Annotated in this window: 12 protein-coding genes; 1 reads left to right on the forward strand and 11 read right to left on the reverse strand. The window is 69.1% G+C overall.

The window, feature by feature from the left end:
- Positions 1–12: 12 nt before the first annotated feature.
- The 6 genes from ACFYYJ_RS16955 to betA all read right to left on the reverse strand — a co-directional run bounded on the left by ACFYYJ_RS16955 (position 13) and on the right by betA (position 10,102).
- Positions 13–2,454, reverse strand: coding sequence for an FAD-dependent oxidoreductase (locus ACFYYJ_RS16955; RefSeq protein WP_389133118.1), 2,442 nt, complete (start codon positions 2,452–2,454; stop codon positions 13–15).
- 211 nt (positions 2,455–2,665) lie between these two features.
- The gene (locus tag ACFYYJ_RS16960; RefSeq protein ID WP_389133121.1) at positions 2,666–3,652 is read right to left on the reverse strand and encodes an ABC transporter substrate-binding protein; all 987 of its coding nucleotides are present in this window, start codon (positions 3,650–3,652) and stop codon (positions 2,666–2,668) included.
- Between the two features lie 14 nt (positions 3,653–3,666).
- Complete coding sequence (locus ACFYYJ_RS16965) at positions 3,667–5,640, reverse strand: ABC transporter permease (RefSeq protein WP_389133123.1); 1,974 nt, start codon at positions 5,638–5,640, stop codon at positions 3,667–3,669.
- The gene (locus ACFYYJ_RS16970) at positions 5,640–6,731 is read right to left on the reverse strand and encodes a glycine betaine/L-proline ABC transporter ATP-binding protein (protein WP_385120379.1); all 1,092 of its coding nucleotides are present in this window, start codon (positions 6,729–6,731) and stop codon (positions 5,640–5,642) included. The genes ACFYYJ_RS16965 and ACFYYJ_RS16970 overlap by 1 nt, the downstream gene beginning before the upstream one ends.
- A 20-nt stretch (positions 6,732–6,751) precedes the next feature.
- Positions 6,752–8,221 (reverse strand): aldehyde dehydrogenase family protein, encoded by a 1,470-nt coding sequence (locus tag ACFYYJ_RS16975; protein WP_389133126.1) that lies wholly within the window; start codon positions 8,219–8,221, stop codon positions 6,752–6,754.
- Between the two features lie 207 nt (positions 8,222–8,428).
- Positions 8,429–10,102: a choline dehydrogenase gene (betA, locus tag ACFYYJ_RS16980; protein WP_389133128.1), complete on the reverse strand. Its 1,674-nt coding sequence runs from the start codon at positions 10,100–10,102 to the stop codon at positions 8,429–8,431.
- Between the two features lie 150 nt (positions 10,103–10,252).
- Between betA and ACFYYJ_RS16985 the strand changes: the two genes are divergently transcribed.
- Positions 10,253–11,050, forward strand: a complete 798-nt coding sequence (locus tag ACFYYJ_RS16985) for an IclR family transcriptional regulator (protein WP_389133130.1) — start codon at positions 10,253–10,255, stop codon at positions 11,048–11,050.
- Positions 11,051–11,098: 48 nt separating this feature from the next.
- Here the strand turns inward: ACFYYJ_RS16985 and ACFYYJ_RS16990 are convergent, their stop codons facing one another.
- The 5 genes from ACFYYJ_RS16990 to ACFYYJ_RS17010 all read right to left on the reverse strand — a co-directional run bounded on the left by ACFYYJ_RS16990 (position 11,099) and on the right by ACFYYJ_RS17010 (position 15,918).
- Positions 11,099–12,232: an aromatic ring-hydroxylating dioxygenase subunit alpha gene (locus ACFYYJ_RS16990; RefSeq protein WP_389133133.1), complete on the reverse strand. Its 1,134-nt coding sequence runs from the start codon at positions 12,230–12,232 to the stop codon at positions 11,099–11,101.
- A gap of 130 nt (positions 12,233–12,362) precedes the next feature.
- On the reverse strand, positions 12,363–13,565 hold the full coding sequence (locus ACFYYJ_RS16995) for an NAD(P)/FAD-dependent oxidoreductase (protein WP_389133135.1): 1,203 nt from the start codon (positions 13,563–13,565) through the stop codon (positions 12,363–12,365).
- Positions 13,562–13,924: a bifunctional 3-phenylpropionate/cinnamic acid dioxygenase ferredoxin subunit gene (locus tag ACFYYJ_RS17000; protein ID WP_389133138.1), complete on the reverse strand. Its 363-nt coding sequence runs from the start codon at positions 13,922–13,924 to the stop codon at positions 13,562–13,564. Before ACFYYJ_RS17000 ends, ACFYYJ_RS16995 begins: the two co-directional genes overlap by 4 nt.
- 276 nt (positions 13,925–14,200) lie before the next feature.
- Positions 14,201–14,833, reverse strand: coding sequence for an MBL fold metallo-hydrolase (locus tag ACFYYJ_RS17005; protein WP_389133140.1), 633 nt, complete (start codon positions 14,831–14,833; stop codon positions 14,201–14,203).
- Complete coding sequence (locus tag ACFYYJ_RS17010; protein ID WP_385120359.1) at positions 14,833–15,918, reverse strand: S-(hydroxymethyl)mycothiol dehydrogenase; 1,086 nt, start codon at positions 15,916–15,918, stop codon at positions 14,833–14,835. Before ACFYYJ_RS17010 ends, ACFYYJ_RS17005 begins: the two co-directional genes overlap by 1 nt.
- Positions 15,919–16,427: the final 509 nt, after the last annotated feature.

Genomic DNA, 16,427 nt, shown 5'->3' on the forward strand with positions numbered 1-16,427 from the left:
TCTTCTGCGCTGTCAGCCGCGGAGGCGGGACATGGTCGGGTCGAACAGGGGCTCCTGGGCGGCGACCGCCTCTACGCGCTGGTCGAAGTAGCCGATGTGCAGGGTGGTGCCGGGGACGGCGAGGTTCGCCGGGAGCCAGGCGTAGGCGATGCCCTTGCCGATCGTGTGGCCGTAGGCGGCGCTGGTGACGTAGCCGACCGCGCGGTCGCCGTCGTAGACCGGCTCCTTGCCCATCACGACGGCGTGCGGGTCGTCGATCGTGAGGCAGGTCAGCTTCCGCCGTACGTCGGCCTGGCGGTGCTCCAGCGCCGCCTTGCCGATGAAGTCGGCCTTGTCGGGCTTGACGGCGAAGCCGACGCCGGCCTCGTAGGGGTCGTGTTCGAAGGTCATGTCGGTGCCGAAGGAGCGGTAGCCCTTCTCCAGGCGCAGGCTGTTGAAGGCACCACGGCCCGCGACGATGCCACCGAGCGGTTCGGCCGAGGCCCACAGGGTGTCCCACAGCTTCTGGCCGAGGTCGGCCGTGGTGTACAGCTCCCAGCCGAGCTCGCCGACGTACGACAGACGCATCGCGGTGACCGGGACACTGCCGATGTGGGCGCGCTTGGCCCGGAAGTACTTCAGGCCGTCGTCCGAGAAGTCGGTGTCCGTGAGGGGCTGCAGGACCTTGCGGGCGAGTGGTCCCCACAGGCCGATGCAGCAGGTGCCGGCCGTGATGTCGCGCACCTGGACCGGTTCTCCCCCGGTGGGAAGGTGGCGGGTGAACCAGTCGAGGTCGAGGTTGCCGTTGGCTCCGACCTGGAAGAGGTCGCGGGCGAGGCGGGCGACGGTGATGTCGCTGCGGATGCCGCCGTCGTGGTCCAGGAGCAGGGTGTACGTCACCGAGCCGACGGCCTTGTCGACCTTGCCGGTGCACAGCCGCTCCAGGAAGGCGGCGCCACCCGGGCCGCTCACCTCCAGGCGCTTGAGGGCCGTCATGTCGTAGAGGGCGACGGTCTCCCGGGTGACCTGGGCCTCGGCGCCGACGATGGGCGACCAGTACCGCGCGGCCCAGTCGTTGGGGGTGGGAACGGAACGGCCTTCGACGAGCGACGCGTTGGCCTCGTACCACTGGGGGCGCTCCCAGCCGTTCGCCTCCAGGAAGAACGCGCCGTGTTCCCGCTGGCGGGCGTGGAAGGGGCTCGTGCGGATCGGGCGCGGCTCACCGGACGGCTGGAGGGGGTGGAGGATGTCGTAGACCTCGACGAAGTTCCGGCAGTCCCGGGCCAGGACGTACTCCGGGGACAGCTGGTGCGGCTCGAAACGGTTGACGTCGCACTCGTGCAGGTCGAAGGAGGAGCAGTAGCCGTCGACCAGCCATTCGGCCACGGCGCGCCCCACGCCGGCGGAGTGGGTGACCCAGACGGCCTCGGCGACCCAGAAGCCCTTGACGTCCGGGGACTCGCCGAGCAGCGGGTAGCCGTCGGTGGTGAAGGAGAAGAGGCCGTTGATGCCTTCCTCGACCTTCGCCTCCTTCGTCGCCGGAAGCAGGGACCGGGTCTCGGTCCAGGCGTCCTCGAAGTCCTCCTCGGTGAACTTCAGGACCGAGGGCATCCCCTCGGCCTCGTCCACGGACAGGATGTCGTCGGCGGAGACGGGCATCGGGCGGTGGCCGTAGGAGCCGATGCCGATGCGGTCGAAGCGGTCGCGGTAGTAGAGGTCGGCGTCCTGGTGGCGCAGGATCGGGCGCAGCGCCTCCTCGGTCTGGCCCGCGAGGGCGGGAATCGGGCCGGTCCAGGCGAGTTGGTGGGCGAGCGGCGTGAGTGGCAGGTTCATCCCGACCATGCGGGCGATCTTCGACCCCCAGATGCCGGCGCAGCACACGACGATGTCGGCGGGGATCTCGCCCCGGTCGGTCAGCACGCCGGTCACCCGGCCCTCGCCCTTCGTCACGTCGAGGACTTCGTGGCGGGCCAGGAAGGACACTCCGCGCTCGGTGGCCCGGCGGATCTGCGCCTCGACTGCGAGGACGGCGTTGGCGAGGCCGTCCGTCGGGACGAGGAGACCGCCGAGGATCCTGTCGCGGTTGACCAGCGGGTGCTGTCGGACGCACTCCTCGGGGCTCAGCAGGCGTGCCTCGATGCCCCAGGCGGTGATCCAGCCGTGGCGGCGGTGGAGTTCGGCGAGGCGCTCGGGGGTCGTGGCCACTTCGAGGCCGCCGACCTGGAGGAAGCAGGGCTTGCCGTCCACGTCGAGGGAGCAGAACTTCTCGACGGTGTAGCGGGCCAGTTCCGTCATGGTCTTCGAGGGGTTCGTCTGGAAGACCAGGCCGGGGGCGTGCGAGGAGGATCCCCCGGTGACGGGGAGGGAGCCTTGGTCGACCACGGTCACCTCGGTCCAGCCCCTGGCGGAGATCTCGTCCGCGAGGGCCGCTCCCACGACGCCCGCTCCGATGATGACCACTCGGGGTCCCGCCATCGTCCAACCTCCGAACTCGGAAACCGGCCATGTTGCTTTTTGCGCAACTTGGTTCAGGCTGCGCAACTCAATGTGCCCGCCGCCGAGGAGACGTGTCAAGGGATCCGTGGCGTCACGGAGCGGCCCGGGACACGGCAATGCCCGGCGGGCGGCGCCACCTGCGCGCACCGTCCGCCGGGCATCGTCAGCCGGCCCCTTGTCGACCCCGGTGCTATTTCAGCCAGGCCTCGACCTTGTCGTGGTTCGCGTCGACCCACTTCTTGGCTGCCGCCTCCGGGGACATCTTGTCCACCGCGATGTACTTCGCCACGGCGTTCTGGTCGTCGTTCGTCCAGTTGAAGTTCTTCACCAGGTCATAGGCCGGACCGCCCGATGCGGCGAACTTCGTACTGACGATCTTGTCGAGCTCGTACACGGGGTAGTCACACGCGACCTTCTCCGGGTCGGCGTCGCAGCCCTCCTTGTACTCGGGCAGCTTGACCTTCACGAGCGGCACCTCGGACATGAACCACTGTGGCTCGTAGAAGTAGCCGATCACCCATTCCTTGTTCTTCTCCGCCTTGCGGAAGGTCTGGATGAGGGCGGTCTCGCTCCCCGCGTACACCACCTTGTAATCCAGGTTCAGGTTCTTCACCAGGGCCTCGTCGTTGGTGACGAACGACGGGTCACCGTCGAGGAGCTGCCCCTTGCCGCCCGACTCCGACGTCTTGAACTCGGCCGCGTACTTGCCGAGGTTCTGCCAGTCGGTGATGTCGGGGTGTTCCTTGGCCAGCCACGGCGGCACGTACCAGCCGATGAGGCCCTTGTTGCCGGTCCGGCCGGCTTCGACGGCGGTCTTCTGGTCGGTGATGTACTTCTTCTTCAGATCGTCGTGCCCCCAGTTCTCGATGACGGCGTCGACCTCGCCGGTCCCGAATCCCTGCCAGGCGATCTCCTCCTTCAGGTCCTTCTTGACCACCTTGCAGCCGAGTTCGTGCTCCGCGACGTAGGCGACGACCGCCGCGTTCGCCTCGTAACCCACCCACGGGTTGACCGCGAGGTTGAAGGTGCCGCACTTTCCCGAGCCGCCCGGGCCGCCCGAGCCGCCGGATCCCGAGGAGCCGTCACCGATCTTCGCACCGCCACAGGCGGTGAGGGTGAGGCCGAGGACCACCATGCCGGCCGCGCCGGCTCTCCACTGCCTTGCTTGCCTTGCCATGGTCAATAGCTCCTTCATCCGCTGGTGCGCCGCGCGGCTGCCTGAGTGATCCGGTCGAACATGACTCCGAGAAGGACGATGGCCAGCCCTGCGGCAAGCCCCTTCCCGTACAGCTGTCCCTGCGAAAAGCCGGCCACGACGTCGTAGCCGAGGGCACCCGCACCTACCAGGCCGCCCACCACGACCATCGACAGCACGTAGATCAGCCCCTGGTTGGTCGCGAGGGTCAGGGCGCCGCGTGCCATCGGCAGCTGGACCTTGGTGATGATCTGCCAGGTGTCGCACCCGGCGGAGGTGGCCGCCTCCACGGTGGTCGCGGGCACGTGCCGCACGCCGTCCGCGATGATCTTGATGGCCACGGGCGCCGCGTATACGACGGCCGCGACGATCGCGGTGAACCGGGTGGCGCCGAAAAGGGCCAGGAAGGGCACCAGATAGACGAACGGCGGCATCACCTGTGCCGCGTCCAGGCTGGGCCGCACCAGCCGGTCCACGAGCGGACTGCGTCCCATCCACACACCGAAGACGACACCGAGCAGCATCACCAGCACGGTGGCCACGACGGTCGAGGCGAGTGTCGTCATGCCGTCCGACCACAGGCCCGTGCCGACGAGCAGACCGACGCACACCGCGGCCGTCGCCCCGGCGCGCCATCCTCCGATCGCCGCACCGAGCGCGACCAGGACGACGCCTACCAGCCACCACGGCGAGTCGGTGAGCAGCGCCTGGAACGGGTTGAGCAGGCCGTGGGTGATGGTGTCCCGGAAGGCATTGGTCAGGCCCGACAGATGGTCCTGTAGCCAGGCGGTCGTGGTGTCGGCCGCGCTCGCGATGCCACGGCCGACGTTGCCGTCGCCCGGGAACTCGGCCGCCCAGACGTAGGTGTGGGACAGGTAGAACAGTACCGCCACCGCGATCCCGCCCGCCCCCAGCAGCATCCGGCGCGACGTGAGGAGGTGGTCTCCGGTGCGGCGGGCCGCCTCGGCGCGTCCGGCCGCCGCCGTGGTGACCCGGTCGAGCACGATGGCCATGGTGACGATCGCCAGGCCGGCGTTGAAAGCAGTGCCCACATCGAGTGACTGCAGGGCTTGGACGACCGTCTTGCCGAGGCCCGGCGCGTCGATCAGGGCGGCGATGGTCACCATGGCCAGGGCGGCCATGATCGTCTGGTTGACGCCCATGACCACGGTGCGCTTGGACATCGGCAACAGCACTTTCAGCAGTTGCTGCGAGCGCGTCGCACCGAGCGAGTCCGCCGCCTCGACGGTGGTCCGAGGCACGGAGCGGATGGCGTGCGCGGTGATGCGGATGGCGGGCGGCGCCGCGTAGATCACCGTGGTGATCACGGCGGCGGCCCCCCCGATGAGAAAGATCAGGGTCAACGGAGCGAGGTAGACGAAGGTGGGCATCGTCTGCATGAAGTCCAGGAAGGGCGTCATGATCCGGTTGAACCGGTCGGAGAGACCGGCCCACACCCCGAGCGGAATGCCGATGAGCAGCGCCACGATGACGGCCGACAGGGTCAGCGCCAGAGTGTCCATGCTCTGCAGCCACAGGCCTTGCAGCCCGAAGAAGGTGAAGCCGGCCACGGCCAACAGGGCGACCCGCCAGTTGCCGACGGCCCAGGAGACGTAGCCGGTGAGCCCGACGACGCCGAGCCAGCCGATCTGCGGGACCGGACGGCCCCCCGTGGGCTGGGAGATCAGGGACCGGACGAAGGTCACCAGGTTGTCGATGACCAGACGGATCTCATTGAAGAAGTACAAGAAGAGCGGATTGGAGTTGCGGTTGGCTCCGACGGTGTCGTTGACATCGTTCAACCAGCGGTGCAGAGAGGTGAGATCGGCGGCCGCGAGGGTCAGCGTCTGCCGGCCGCGCAGCGCGGCGAAGAGCACCAGCCAGCCGATCAGGATCGCGGCCACCACCACGGTGCGGCCTGCCTTCCCGCGCACGGTCGCGGCCGGAGCGGTCGCGGTGGCGGCGGCCATCACGCACTGCCCTGCCGGCCCGCGACGACGGAGAGGATCTCCTCGTCGCCGACGACGCCGAGCAGCTTGCCGTCTTCGACGACCTTGACCGGCTTCTCGGCGGCCAGCACCACCCGGATGGCCTCGCGCACCACGACGTCCGGGCCCAGCTCGGGACCGTCGAGGTCGTCGCCGGGCTGCGCGGGGCGCATGATCCAGCGCAGCGTGAGTACGTCGCCGCGCGGCACGTCCTTGACGAAGTCCCGTACGTAGTCGTCGGCGGGAGCACCGACGAGTTCGTCCCCGGTCCCGCACTGCACCACCCTGCCGTCCCGCATGATCAGGATGCGGTCGCCCAGCCTCAGGGCCTCGGAGAGGTCGTGGGTGATGAACACCATCGTCTTGCCGACTTCGTGGTGCAGGCGGATGACCTCGCTCTGCATGTCGCGACGGATCAGCGGGTCGAGCGCGGAGAACGGCTCGTCGAAGAAGAGGACGTCGGGGTCCCCGGCAAGGGCGCGGGCGAGGCCGACGCGTTGCTGCATGCCACCGGAGAGCTGGTCGGGGTAGGCGTTCTCGTATCCGGCGAGACCCACCAGTTCGACGACTTCAAGGGCCTTCCTGGTGCGCTCGGCCTTGCCCGTGCCGCGGATCTCCAGGCCGAAGGCCACATTGTCGACGACCCGGCGGTGGGGCAGCAGCCCGAAGTGCTGGAAGACCATGGAGAACTTGCTGCGGCGCAGCTCACGCAGTCGTTTGGGGTCGGCGCCGCGGATGTCCTCGCCCTCGAAGACGATCTCGCCCGCGGTGGGCTCGATCAGCCGGGTGAGGCATCGCACCAGGGTGGACTTGCCGGAGCCGGACAGGCCCATGACGACGAAGACCTCACCGGGCGACACGTCGAAGTCCACGTCGCGGACGGCGGCGGTGCAACCGGTGCGGTCCATGAGCTCACGGCGGGTCAGCCCGCACAGTTCCTCGGATTCCGGCACCTGGTCGGCCTTCGGCCCGAACACCTTCCACAGCCGGCGCACGGAGATGACCGGGGTGCGGCCCTCGGGATCCTGGGACGTGCCGCGCCGCTGCGACACCTCGGTCTGTGCTGCGGTCACGATCGACCTCATTTCGGCGTTCAGCCGCGGAACCAGCGCTGCGGCCGGGGTTGGATGTTCTGCCAGACGTGCTTGGGCTCTCGGTACTCGTCCAGGCCGGTCGGTCCCAGCTCACGGCCCACACCCGAGCGCCCGAAGCCACCCCATTCCGCTTGCGGCACATAGGGGTGGTAGTCGTTGATCCACACGGTCCCGTGCCGCAACCTGCGCGCGACCCGTTGGGCCTTCCCCGCGTCCTGCGTCCAGACGGCTCCGGCTAGTCCGTACTCCGTGTCGTTGGCAATGCGGACCGCGTCGTCCTCGTCACGGAAGGGCTCGACGGTCAGCACGGGTCCGAAGGACTCCTCGTGCACCACACGCATGTCCTGCCGGCACTCGTCGAGGACGGTGGGCGGGTAGTAGAAGCCGCATCCCAGCGCGGGATCGCCGGGTCGTTCGCCGCCGCAGCGCAGTACGGCGCCTTCGACGAGGCCCGCCTCGACGTACCTCTCGACCTTTTCCAGGTGCTGTGCGGAGATCAGTGGACCGGTCTCGGCCTCGGGGTCGAAGGGCCCGCCCAGACGGATGAGTCGGGCTCGGCGCACGACCTCGTCGACGAAGGCGTCGTGCAGAGAGTCCTCGACGATCAGGCGGGCGCCGGCGGAACAGACCTGGCCGGAGTGCAGGAAGACGGCGGTGAGCGCGAAGTCGACCGCGGTGTCGAAATCAGCGTCGGCGAAGACCACGTTGGGGTTCTTGCCCCCGAGTTCCAGGGCGACCTTCTTCACCGTCCCGGCGGCGGCGGCCATGACGCGACGGCCCGTCTCCAGGCCGCCGGTGAAGGACACCATGTCCACGGCCGGATCCTCGGACAGTGGCGCGCCCACCTCCCCTCCGGCGCCCAGGACGAGATTGGCCGCGCCGGCCGGGAGCCCGGCCTCCTCGAGGGCCTTCATCAGCAGGATCGCGGTGGAGGGCGTGAGCTCGCTCGGCTTGAGCACGATGGTGTTGCCGGCGAGGAGGGCCGGCGCGACCTTCCAGGACGCCTGGAGCAGCGGGTAGTTCCACGGGGTGATCAGTCCACAGACACCGACGGGTTCGTAGGTGACCCGGCTGAGGGCGTCGTCGCGTCCGGTGTCGATCACCCGGCCTGCGTTGGTGCCGGCGATGCCTCCGTAGTAGCGGAAGCAGGAGACGACGTCGGCGATGTCGTACTCGCTCTCCACCAACCGCTTGCCGGTGTCGAGCGACTCGGCGCGGGCGAAGTCCTTGGAGTCGCGCACGAGTATGTCGGCGGTGCGCAGCAGCAGTGCGCCGCGTTCGCGCTCGGAGGTGCGCGGCCAGGGGCCCTGGTCGAAGGCGCGCCGGGCCGCCGCGATCGCGGCCTCGGTGTCGGGGCGCGTTGCCTCCGACACCGTCGCGACGAGCGTGCCGTCTGCCGGACAGCGGATCTCCCGGTGGCCGCCGGCCGCCGGAGCGCGCCATTCTCCGTCCACGTACAGATCTGCCACGCCATGCCCTTCGAACGGGAATCCGTTGCGCATCGTGCATTGCATTGCTTGTGGTGAAACCCTGGCCGAACGGGCCAACGATCGTCAAGAGGGCGGCGGTTCGCGATTTCACCATCTGGCCGGTTGCCCGTCCGCTGTCGGCAGCACCTCGTGGCGGACGCGGGCGAGCGTCGCCCGCGTCCGCCGCGCACGTACGCCGCGCACGCGCTACCCGGACTGCCGCTGGGCGTCGTCGCGGTGGCGGTAGTACGCCGCCTTGGAGGGCGGCAGGGGCTCCTTGCCGAGGATGAGGTCGGCGGCCTTCTCGGCGATCATCATCACAGGCGCGTAGATGTTGCCGTTGGTGACGTACGGCATGACGGACGCGTCCACCACGCGCAGCCCTTCCATCCCGTGGACCCTCATGCTCAGCGGGTCGACGACGGACATCTCGTCGGTGCCCATCTTGCAGGTGCACGAGGGGTGCAGGGCGGTCTCCCCTTCCTCAGCCACCCAGGCGAGGATCTCTTCGTCCGTCTCGACGGAGGCTCCGGGCGAGATCTCGCCGCCGTTGTAAGCGGCGAGCGCAGGCTGGTTGAGGAGTTCGCGGGCCACCCGAATCGCCTCGACCCACTCACGGCGATCCTGCTCTGTGGAAAGGTAGTTGAAGCGCAGGGCCGGGTGCTCGCGCGGATCGTTGCTCTTGATCTTGACGGAGCCCCTGGCATCGGAGTACATGGGCCCCACATGCACCTGGTAACCGTGGCCACCGGCCGGTGAGGAGCCGTCGTAGCGGACCGCGACCGGCAGGAAGTGGAACATCAGGTTGGGGTAGTCCACGTCCTCGTTGCTGCGGGCGAAGCCTCCCGCCTCGAAGTGGTTGGTGGCCGCGGGCCCCTTCCTGAACAGCCACTGCAGCCCGATGAAGGGGGCACGCCACTTCGCCATGTACGGCTGCATGGACACGGGCTGCTCGCAGGCGTACTGGACGTACACCTCCAAGTGGTCCTGCAAGTTCTCGCCGACGCCCGGCAGGTCGTGGACGACGTCGATGCCGAGGGCGGACAGTTCCGCGGCGTTGCCGACGCCGGAGACCTGCAGCAGCTGAGGGGTGTTGACGGCGCCGCCGCACAGGATGACCTCACCGGCCCGGACCTGCTGCGGTGCACCGCGCCCGCGCTGGTACTCGACACCGACGGCACGTTTGCCTTCGAAGAGGACGCGCGTGACGAGGGCGCGGGTCTTGACGGTGAGGCCGGGCCGCTTCCGCACGGGGTGGAGGTACGCCTTGGACGCCGACAGACGCCGCCCTCGGTGGATGTTCCTGTCGAAGGGGGCGAATCCCTCCTGCCGGTAGCCGTTGACGTCGTCGGTGCGGGTGCGGCCGGCTTCCTGGGCCGCCTTCAGGAAGGCGGTGAAGAGCGGGCTGCCGGCCGGGCCGCGTTCCAGAACGAGGGGACCGTCGTGGCCGCGGAACTCGTCGTCGGGATCGGCCGCGAGACAGTTCTCCATCCGCCTGAAGTACGGAAGGCAGTGGGCGTAGTCCCAGGTCTCCATCCCGGGGTCGGCGGCCCAGCGCTCGTAGTCCATGGGGTTGCCGCGCTGGAAGATCATGCCGTTGATGCTGCTGGAGCCGCCGAGTACCTTGCCGCGCGCGTGGTAGATGCGCCGGCCGCCCATGTGCGGCTCGGGCTCGGACTCGTACTTCCAGTCGTAGAAACGGTTGCCGATGGGGTATGTCAGGGCTGCCGGCATGTGGATGAACACATCCCAGGGATGGTCCGACCGACCCGCCTCCAGGACGAGGACCCGCTTTCCGGGGTCGGCCGAGAGCCGGTTCGCCAGTGCGCTGCCGGCTGATCCACCGCCGACGATGACGAAGTCGTAGTGCAGAGGAGCCATGGTGCCTCGTCTCGCTCGCGCCGTCGATTCGCCGGGCATGCTATTACGGGTATCGCTATACGCACTAGGTTGCGAACCACGCAACTTGCCGACCTGCGATTCGGGCAGGTTGCTTGCAGAAACGTTGTTTACGACGCCTATAGTTTCGCTATGAGCAACTTCAGTCCGGATGCCGAAACGCACGGTTCACAGGCCGGCGGGGTGCAGTCCGTCGACCGGGCCATCAGCGTGCTCGAAATCCTGGCCCAGCGCGGCGAGGCGGGCGTCAGCGAGGTGGCCGCCGAGATCGATGTCCACAAGTCCACCGCGTTCAGACTGCTCGGCGCTCTGGAGACGCGCGGCCTGGTGGAGCAGTCGGGCGAGCGCGGCAAGTACCGGCTCGGCTTCGGCATCGTACGCCTGGCGGGCGCGGTCACGGGACGCATCGACATCACCCAGCAAGGACGTCCGGTCTGCGAGCGCCTGGCCGAGGAGATCGGCGAGACCGTCAACATCGCCGTGCTGCAGGAGCACTACGCGATCAACCTCCACCAGGTGCGCGGTCCTGCCGCCATCACCGCGCACAACTGGGTCGGCCAGCTGACCCCGCTGCACGCCACCTCCAGCGGCAAGATCATGCTGGCCCACCTGCCCGCCAAGGAGCGCGCCGCGCTGCTGGCGGAGTCCGGCATGAAGAAGCTGACCCCGCACACGATCACCGCGAAGACGAAACTCGAGAAGAACCTCACCGAGGCCCGCGAGCGCGGCTACGCCTGGACGCTGGAGGAGCTCGAAATCGGACTGCACGCGATGGCGGCACCGGTCCGTGACCGCGACGGCCTGGTCATCGCCGCGATCAGCGCCTCCGGACCCTCCTACCGGTTCACCGAGGAACGCATGCACGAGCTCGCTCCGGTGCTGGTCAAGGGCGCGGAGGAAGTCAGCCGTCGCATGGGGTACCTCGGCTGAGCCTCCATGCGCGTGCGCGCACGCTTCGGGCACCCGGTCCCACCGGGGCTACTCCGGCCGCCGGGTGCCGAGGCGCTCGTGCACCCAGTCGTGGAAGGCGCCGATGTGGTGCTCGCTGGGCACGAGCACACCGCCTTTCGCGTACAGCCGGGAGCTCATGCCGGGCTGGGTGCGCTCGCAGGCGTCGAAGTCCTGGCGGTTGACGCGGTCGAAGAGCTCCACGGACCGGCTGACGTCCTTGCCGCTCTCCACCACGCCCGGCAGATAGAGCCAGTCGCACTCGACGATCGTGCGGTCGGCCGCAACCGGGTACATGCGATGGAAGATCACATGGTCCGGCACGAGGTTGATGAAAACCTGCGGCTTGACGGTGATCGCGTAGTAGCGGCGGTCCTGCTCCTCGGACACCCCCGGGATGCGGTCCAGGCCCTCGGAGCCGTCGACGGTGAAGCCCTGGATCTCCTCGCCGAACTCGGCCCCGTGACCGACGTAGTACTGAGCCGCGTAGCCACCCGCGAACTCCGGTAGCACCTCGGTCAGTTCGGGGTGGATCGTGGCACAGTGATAGCACTCCATGAAGTTCTCGACGATGAGCTTCCAGTTCGCCTTGACGTCGTAGACGATCCGCTTGCCCACCGCGAGGTTGTCGATGTCGTAGCGCTCGATCGATTCCACGTCGCCGAGGCGGGTGATCGCCGCGCCGATGACGTCCTCCTCGAAGGAGGGGGGAGTCTCCGCCAGGCACACCCACACGTAGCCGAGCCATTCGCGGACGGCCACGCCCACCAGGCCGTACTCGGTTCGGCCGACATCGGGCATCTTGGTGAGGTTCGGCGCCGCGACCAGCTTGCCGTCGAGGTCGTACGTCCAGGCGTGGTACGGGCACTGGAAGGCGCGCTTGACCTCGCCGGTCTCCTCCGTGCAGAGCTTGGCTCCGCGATGCCGGCAGACGTTGAAGTAGGCGCGTACGGAGTTGTCCCGGGCCCGGGTGACGAGGATGCTCTCGCGGCCCACGTCGACCGTGCGGAAGGCGCCGGGCTTGGCGAGTTCGGACGCGCGGGCGACGCAGAACCACATCGCTTCGAAGATGCGTTCCTGCTCCTGGGCGAAGACACCCGGGTCTGTGTAGGAGGAGCCGGGGAGAGTGGCGATCAGGCTGTCCGGCAGGCTTGTGGAGGTCACGCTGCACTCCTCGGGAATCGTCGTGGAAGGACCGGTCACACGCGGCAGGGCCCGACTTCGAGCCGCCGCCGCGCATGAAACAAAGCTGGGTACTGCATGCAACGCAGTGCGGGAGCCCGCGTCGGCAGTGTCACGACTTCGCGGCGGTGAGCTGCTTGCGCCAACGTGTGAACAGGCGTGGCTGGTTCATTCCGAGCACGGCGACCGGATTGCCGGCCCGCCGGTACACGGCCAGGAAGCTGCGCTCGTCCGTGGAGCCTTCCTCGACCGTCACGCTGTCGGCGCCGACGGCGTGCCCGACGAACTGGATCTTCACTCCGTACTGGTCGGACCAGAAGTACGGAGGCCGGGGCACACCCGGTGTCGTCGCACCGTGTGCCAGCAGTGCGGCCACGGCGACGTCGGGCCGTTCCAGCGCAGCGGTCCAGTGCTCGACCCGGCGGCGACTGCCGGTATGCGGGTCGTACCAGTTGGCGCAGTCGCCGACGGCGACGACTCCGGCCAGGCTGGTGCGGCCGTCGGCGCCGCATTTCACACCGTTGTCGAGCGCCACGCCGGACCCCTTCAACCACTCGACGCAGGGCCGCGCGCCCACACCGATGACGACAGTGTCGGCGGGGACGCTGCGGCCGTCCTCCAGCAGTACGGCGTCGACCCTCCCCCGGGCTCGGTCCGAGGGGACCCCCATCTCGCTTCGCCCTTCCTCGCTCAGCCCCTTGACCCCCACCCCGCACAGCAGCCGTACGCCGTGGTCGGCGTGGAGGGCGGAGACGATGGCGCCCATGTTCTCGCCGAGCGGTCCGGCCAACGGTGTCGGCGCGGCCTCGACGACCGTGACGTCGAGGCCGAGCGCGTAGGCGGTCGAGGCCACTTCGGCGCCGATGAATCCACCGCCGATCACCACCAGCCGGCCTCCGCGGGCCAGATCGTCGCGCAGGGCGCGGGCGTCGTCCAGCGTGCGCAGCACGTGTACGCCGACGAGGCCCTGGGCGCCGGGCAGCGTGCGCGGGGCCGCACCCGTGGCGATGACGACACCGTCGGCGCGGATCTCCCGGCCGTCGGCGAGCCGGATCGCACGCTCGGTGCGGTCGAGCCCGGTGGCGCGGGTCGCGAGCACCCATTCCGCCTGCAGGTCCTCGTCGTCCCCCTCCAAGGCCAGATCCGCTTCGCCGAGGGCTCCGGCGAGGAACTCCTTGGACAGTGGCGGCCTGTCGTACGGGCGGTGGGGTTCGTCGCCGATGACGACCAGCCGACCGTCGTACCCCCGTTTCCGCAACGAGCGCGCGGCCGACAGTCCGGCCAGGGAGGCGCCGACCACGACGACGGTCCTCACGCGGGTCCCCCGGTCAGTCGGGAGGCGAGGCAGGGCGGCACGTCGGGGGCCCCGGTCGACAGCCGGACGTAGATCATGCCGCCCTCGAGCACGACCTCGTGGGTCCGCACCGGCAGCTTGGCCGGTGGGGCGTCCACCGCTCCGGTCCTCAGGTCGAACTTCGAGGCGTGCAGGGGGCATTCCACCTCGCAGCCCTCCAGCCAGCCGTCGGCGAGCGAGGCGTCCTGGTGGGTACAGGTGTCATCGATGGCGAAGAGCTCGCCGTCGTCAGTGTGGAACACCGAGACCGGCGGATCGATGTCGAGCCGGTGGGCCTCGCCTCGCGGCAGATCCGCGAGACGGCACGCGGGAATCATCATGACACCTCGGTGCGTATAGCGAAACGGATTGCGGTGAGCGCAACGCAAGTCTGCTGGCCGCCCTGAACCGCTGTCAAGGCATCCGGAAGCCTGGTTGCACGGGGTCCGGCGCTGGCTTTGCAGGTCTGCCGGAACGACCTCGAAAGCGCATGTGAGCGGGCCGGACAGGTCCCTTGCAGGGCGTGGTGACGACCCTGTCGCCGATGCCGTCCGCAACGGTCCGCCACCAGGCCAGGGTCGTCGCGCGCCCATCGGGGCAGGGCCGTCTCCGCGCGCTCAGAAGCCTCGGTCGATCCACTCCTGGAGGTGCGGCGCCTCGGCCCCGATGGTGGTGGTCTCTCCGTGGCCGGTGTGAACCGTGGTGTCGCCGGGAAGCGCGAGGAGGCGTTTGCCGATCGAGTCGATGATGGTGGGGAAGTCGCTGTACGACCGCCCCGTGGCTCCCGGCCCGCCGGCGAACAGTGTGTCGCCGCTGAAGAGGGCGGCGAGTGCCGGGGCGTACAGGCATACGGCGCCGGGGGCATGACCCGGGGTGTGCAGGACGGTCAGTTCCGTGCCCGCGGCAGTGACCCGCTGCCCGTCGATCAGCTCGCCGTCGGGCTTGCGGTCGGGATGGGTCTGATTCCACAGTGGCAGATCGTCGGCGTGCAGCAGGATCGGAGCGCCGGTGCGGTCGGCCAGTTCGGGCGCGGCGTCGATGTGGTCGTTGTGCGCGTGGGTGCACACGATCGCGCGCAGGGTGCGTCCGCCGAGGGCCCGTTCGATGGCGTCGGCGTCATGGGCGGCGTCGATGACCACCGCCTCGTCGTCGTCGCCCACGATCCACACGTTGTTCTCGACCTCCCATGTGCCACCGTCCAGCGAGAACGTCCCTGACGTGATGAGACGCTCGATGCGGATGCCCGCCATCAGAAGACCACCACCGAGCGCAGGACATCACCGTGGCTCATGCGCTCGAAGGCCTTCTCCACCCCGTCCAGCGCGATGGTCTCGGTGACGAAGGCGTCCAGGTCCAGGCGGCCCTGCAGGTAGAGGTCGACGAGCATCGGGAAGTCACGGGAGGGCAGGCAGTCGCCGTACCAGGACGACTTCAGTGCCCCGCCCCGGCCGAAGACGTCCAGCAGGGGCAGTTCCAGCTTCGCCTCCGGCGTCGGTACGCCGACGAGCACCACCGTCCCGGCGAGATCGCGGGCGTGGAAGGCCTGCCGGTACGTCTCCGGACGGCCCACCGCGTCGATGACCACGTCAGCACCGAATCCGCCGGTGAGCTCGCGCACCGCCTCGACCGCGTCCGTCTCCTTGGAATTGACCGTGTGGGTCGCGCCCAGCTTCTTCGCGGTGGCCAGCTTGCGGTCGTCGATGTCCACCGCGATGATCTTCGAGGCGCCCGCCAGGTTCGATCCGGCGATCGCCGCGCCTCCCACGCCGCCGCAGCCGATGACGGCCACGCTGTCACCGCGTCCGACGTTGCCGGTGTTGATGGCCGCACCGATGCCGGCCATCACGCCGCAGCCCAGCAACCCCACCGCGACCGCCGACGCGGCCCGGTCCACCTTCGTGCACTGCCCGGCCGCCACGAGCGTCTTCTCGGCGAAGGCGCCGATACCCAGCGCCGGCGACAGCTCCGTACCGTCGGTCAGGGTCATCTTCTGCTTCGCGTTGTGCGTGTTGAAGCAGTACCAGGGCCGCCCACGCAGGCACGCGCGACACTGGCCGCACACAGCACGCCAGTTCAGGATCACGAAGTCACCGGGCGCCACCTCGGTGACCCCCTCACCGACCGCCTCGACCACGCCCGCGGCCTCATGCCCCAGTAGGAAGGGGAAGCCGTCGCCGATGCCGCCCTCGCGGTAGTGCAGATCGGTGTGGCAGACACCGCAGGCCTCGATCTCGACCAGCGCCTCACCCGGGCCGGGATCGGGCACGACGATCGTTTCCAGACCGACAGGGGCACCCTTGCTCCGCGCGACGACAGCACGGACCTGCTGAGTCATGGCCACTCCTCGACTGACAGAGGTTGGGATGTTGCCTATTACGGCACGCAACGCGTATTTCGCAACACAGCATTGCTGAGGGCGAAGCAGCGGTCAAGGAACCTGTCATGCGATCCGCGACGGGTGATTGTCCGCCTGCCCCCTCACACACAGGCCAGGGCGGGTGCGTCGCGGAACCCGCCCCGGACGACGTAGGTCACCCGGTCGGTCCCCCAGCGGCGGCCAGGCGGACTTTCCCGAACTCGAACTCGAACTCGAACTCGCCTTCGACACGAACGCGGTGGGCACGATCTGCCACCTCCGCGCGGCCGCGCCGGATGTCTTCGCCTGGGATGACAAGCCCGGCACGGTCCGGTTCCCGGTCGCCCACCACGAGGCCGGCAAGGCCAACGTAACCGCCCGTGCGGCCCGCGCCCTTCAGGAGCTCGCGGCCTTCAGGAGCTCGCGGCCTTCCACCGCCGGCACCCGAAGAAGGCCCGCAGGGGAGGCAGGGGCAGCGGCAGGGCAAC

The organism is Streptomyces sp. NPDC002467, assembly GCF_042889825.1.
In the GTDB taxonomy this organism is placed as follows: domain Bacteria; phylum Actinomycetota; class Actinomycetes; order Streptomycetales; family Streptomycetaceae; genus Streptomyces.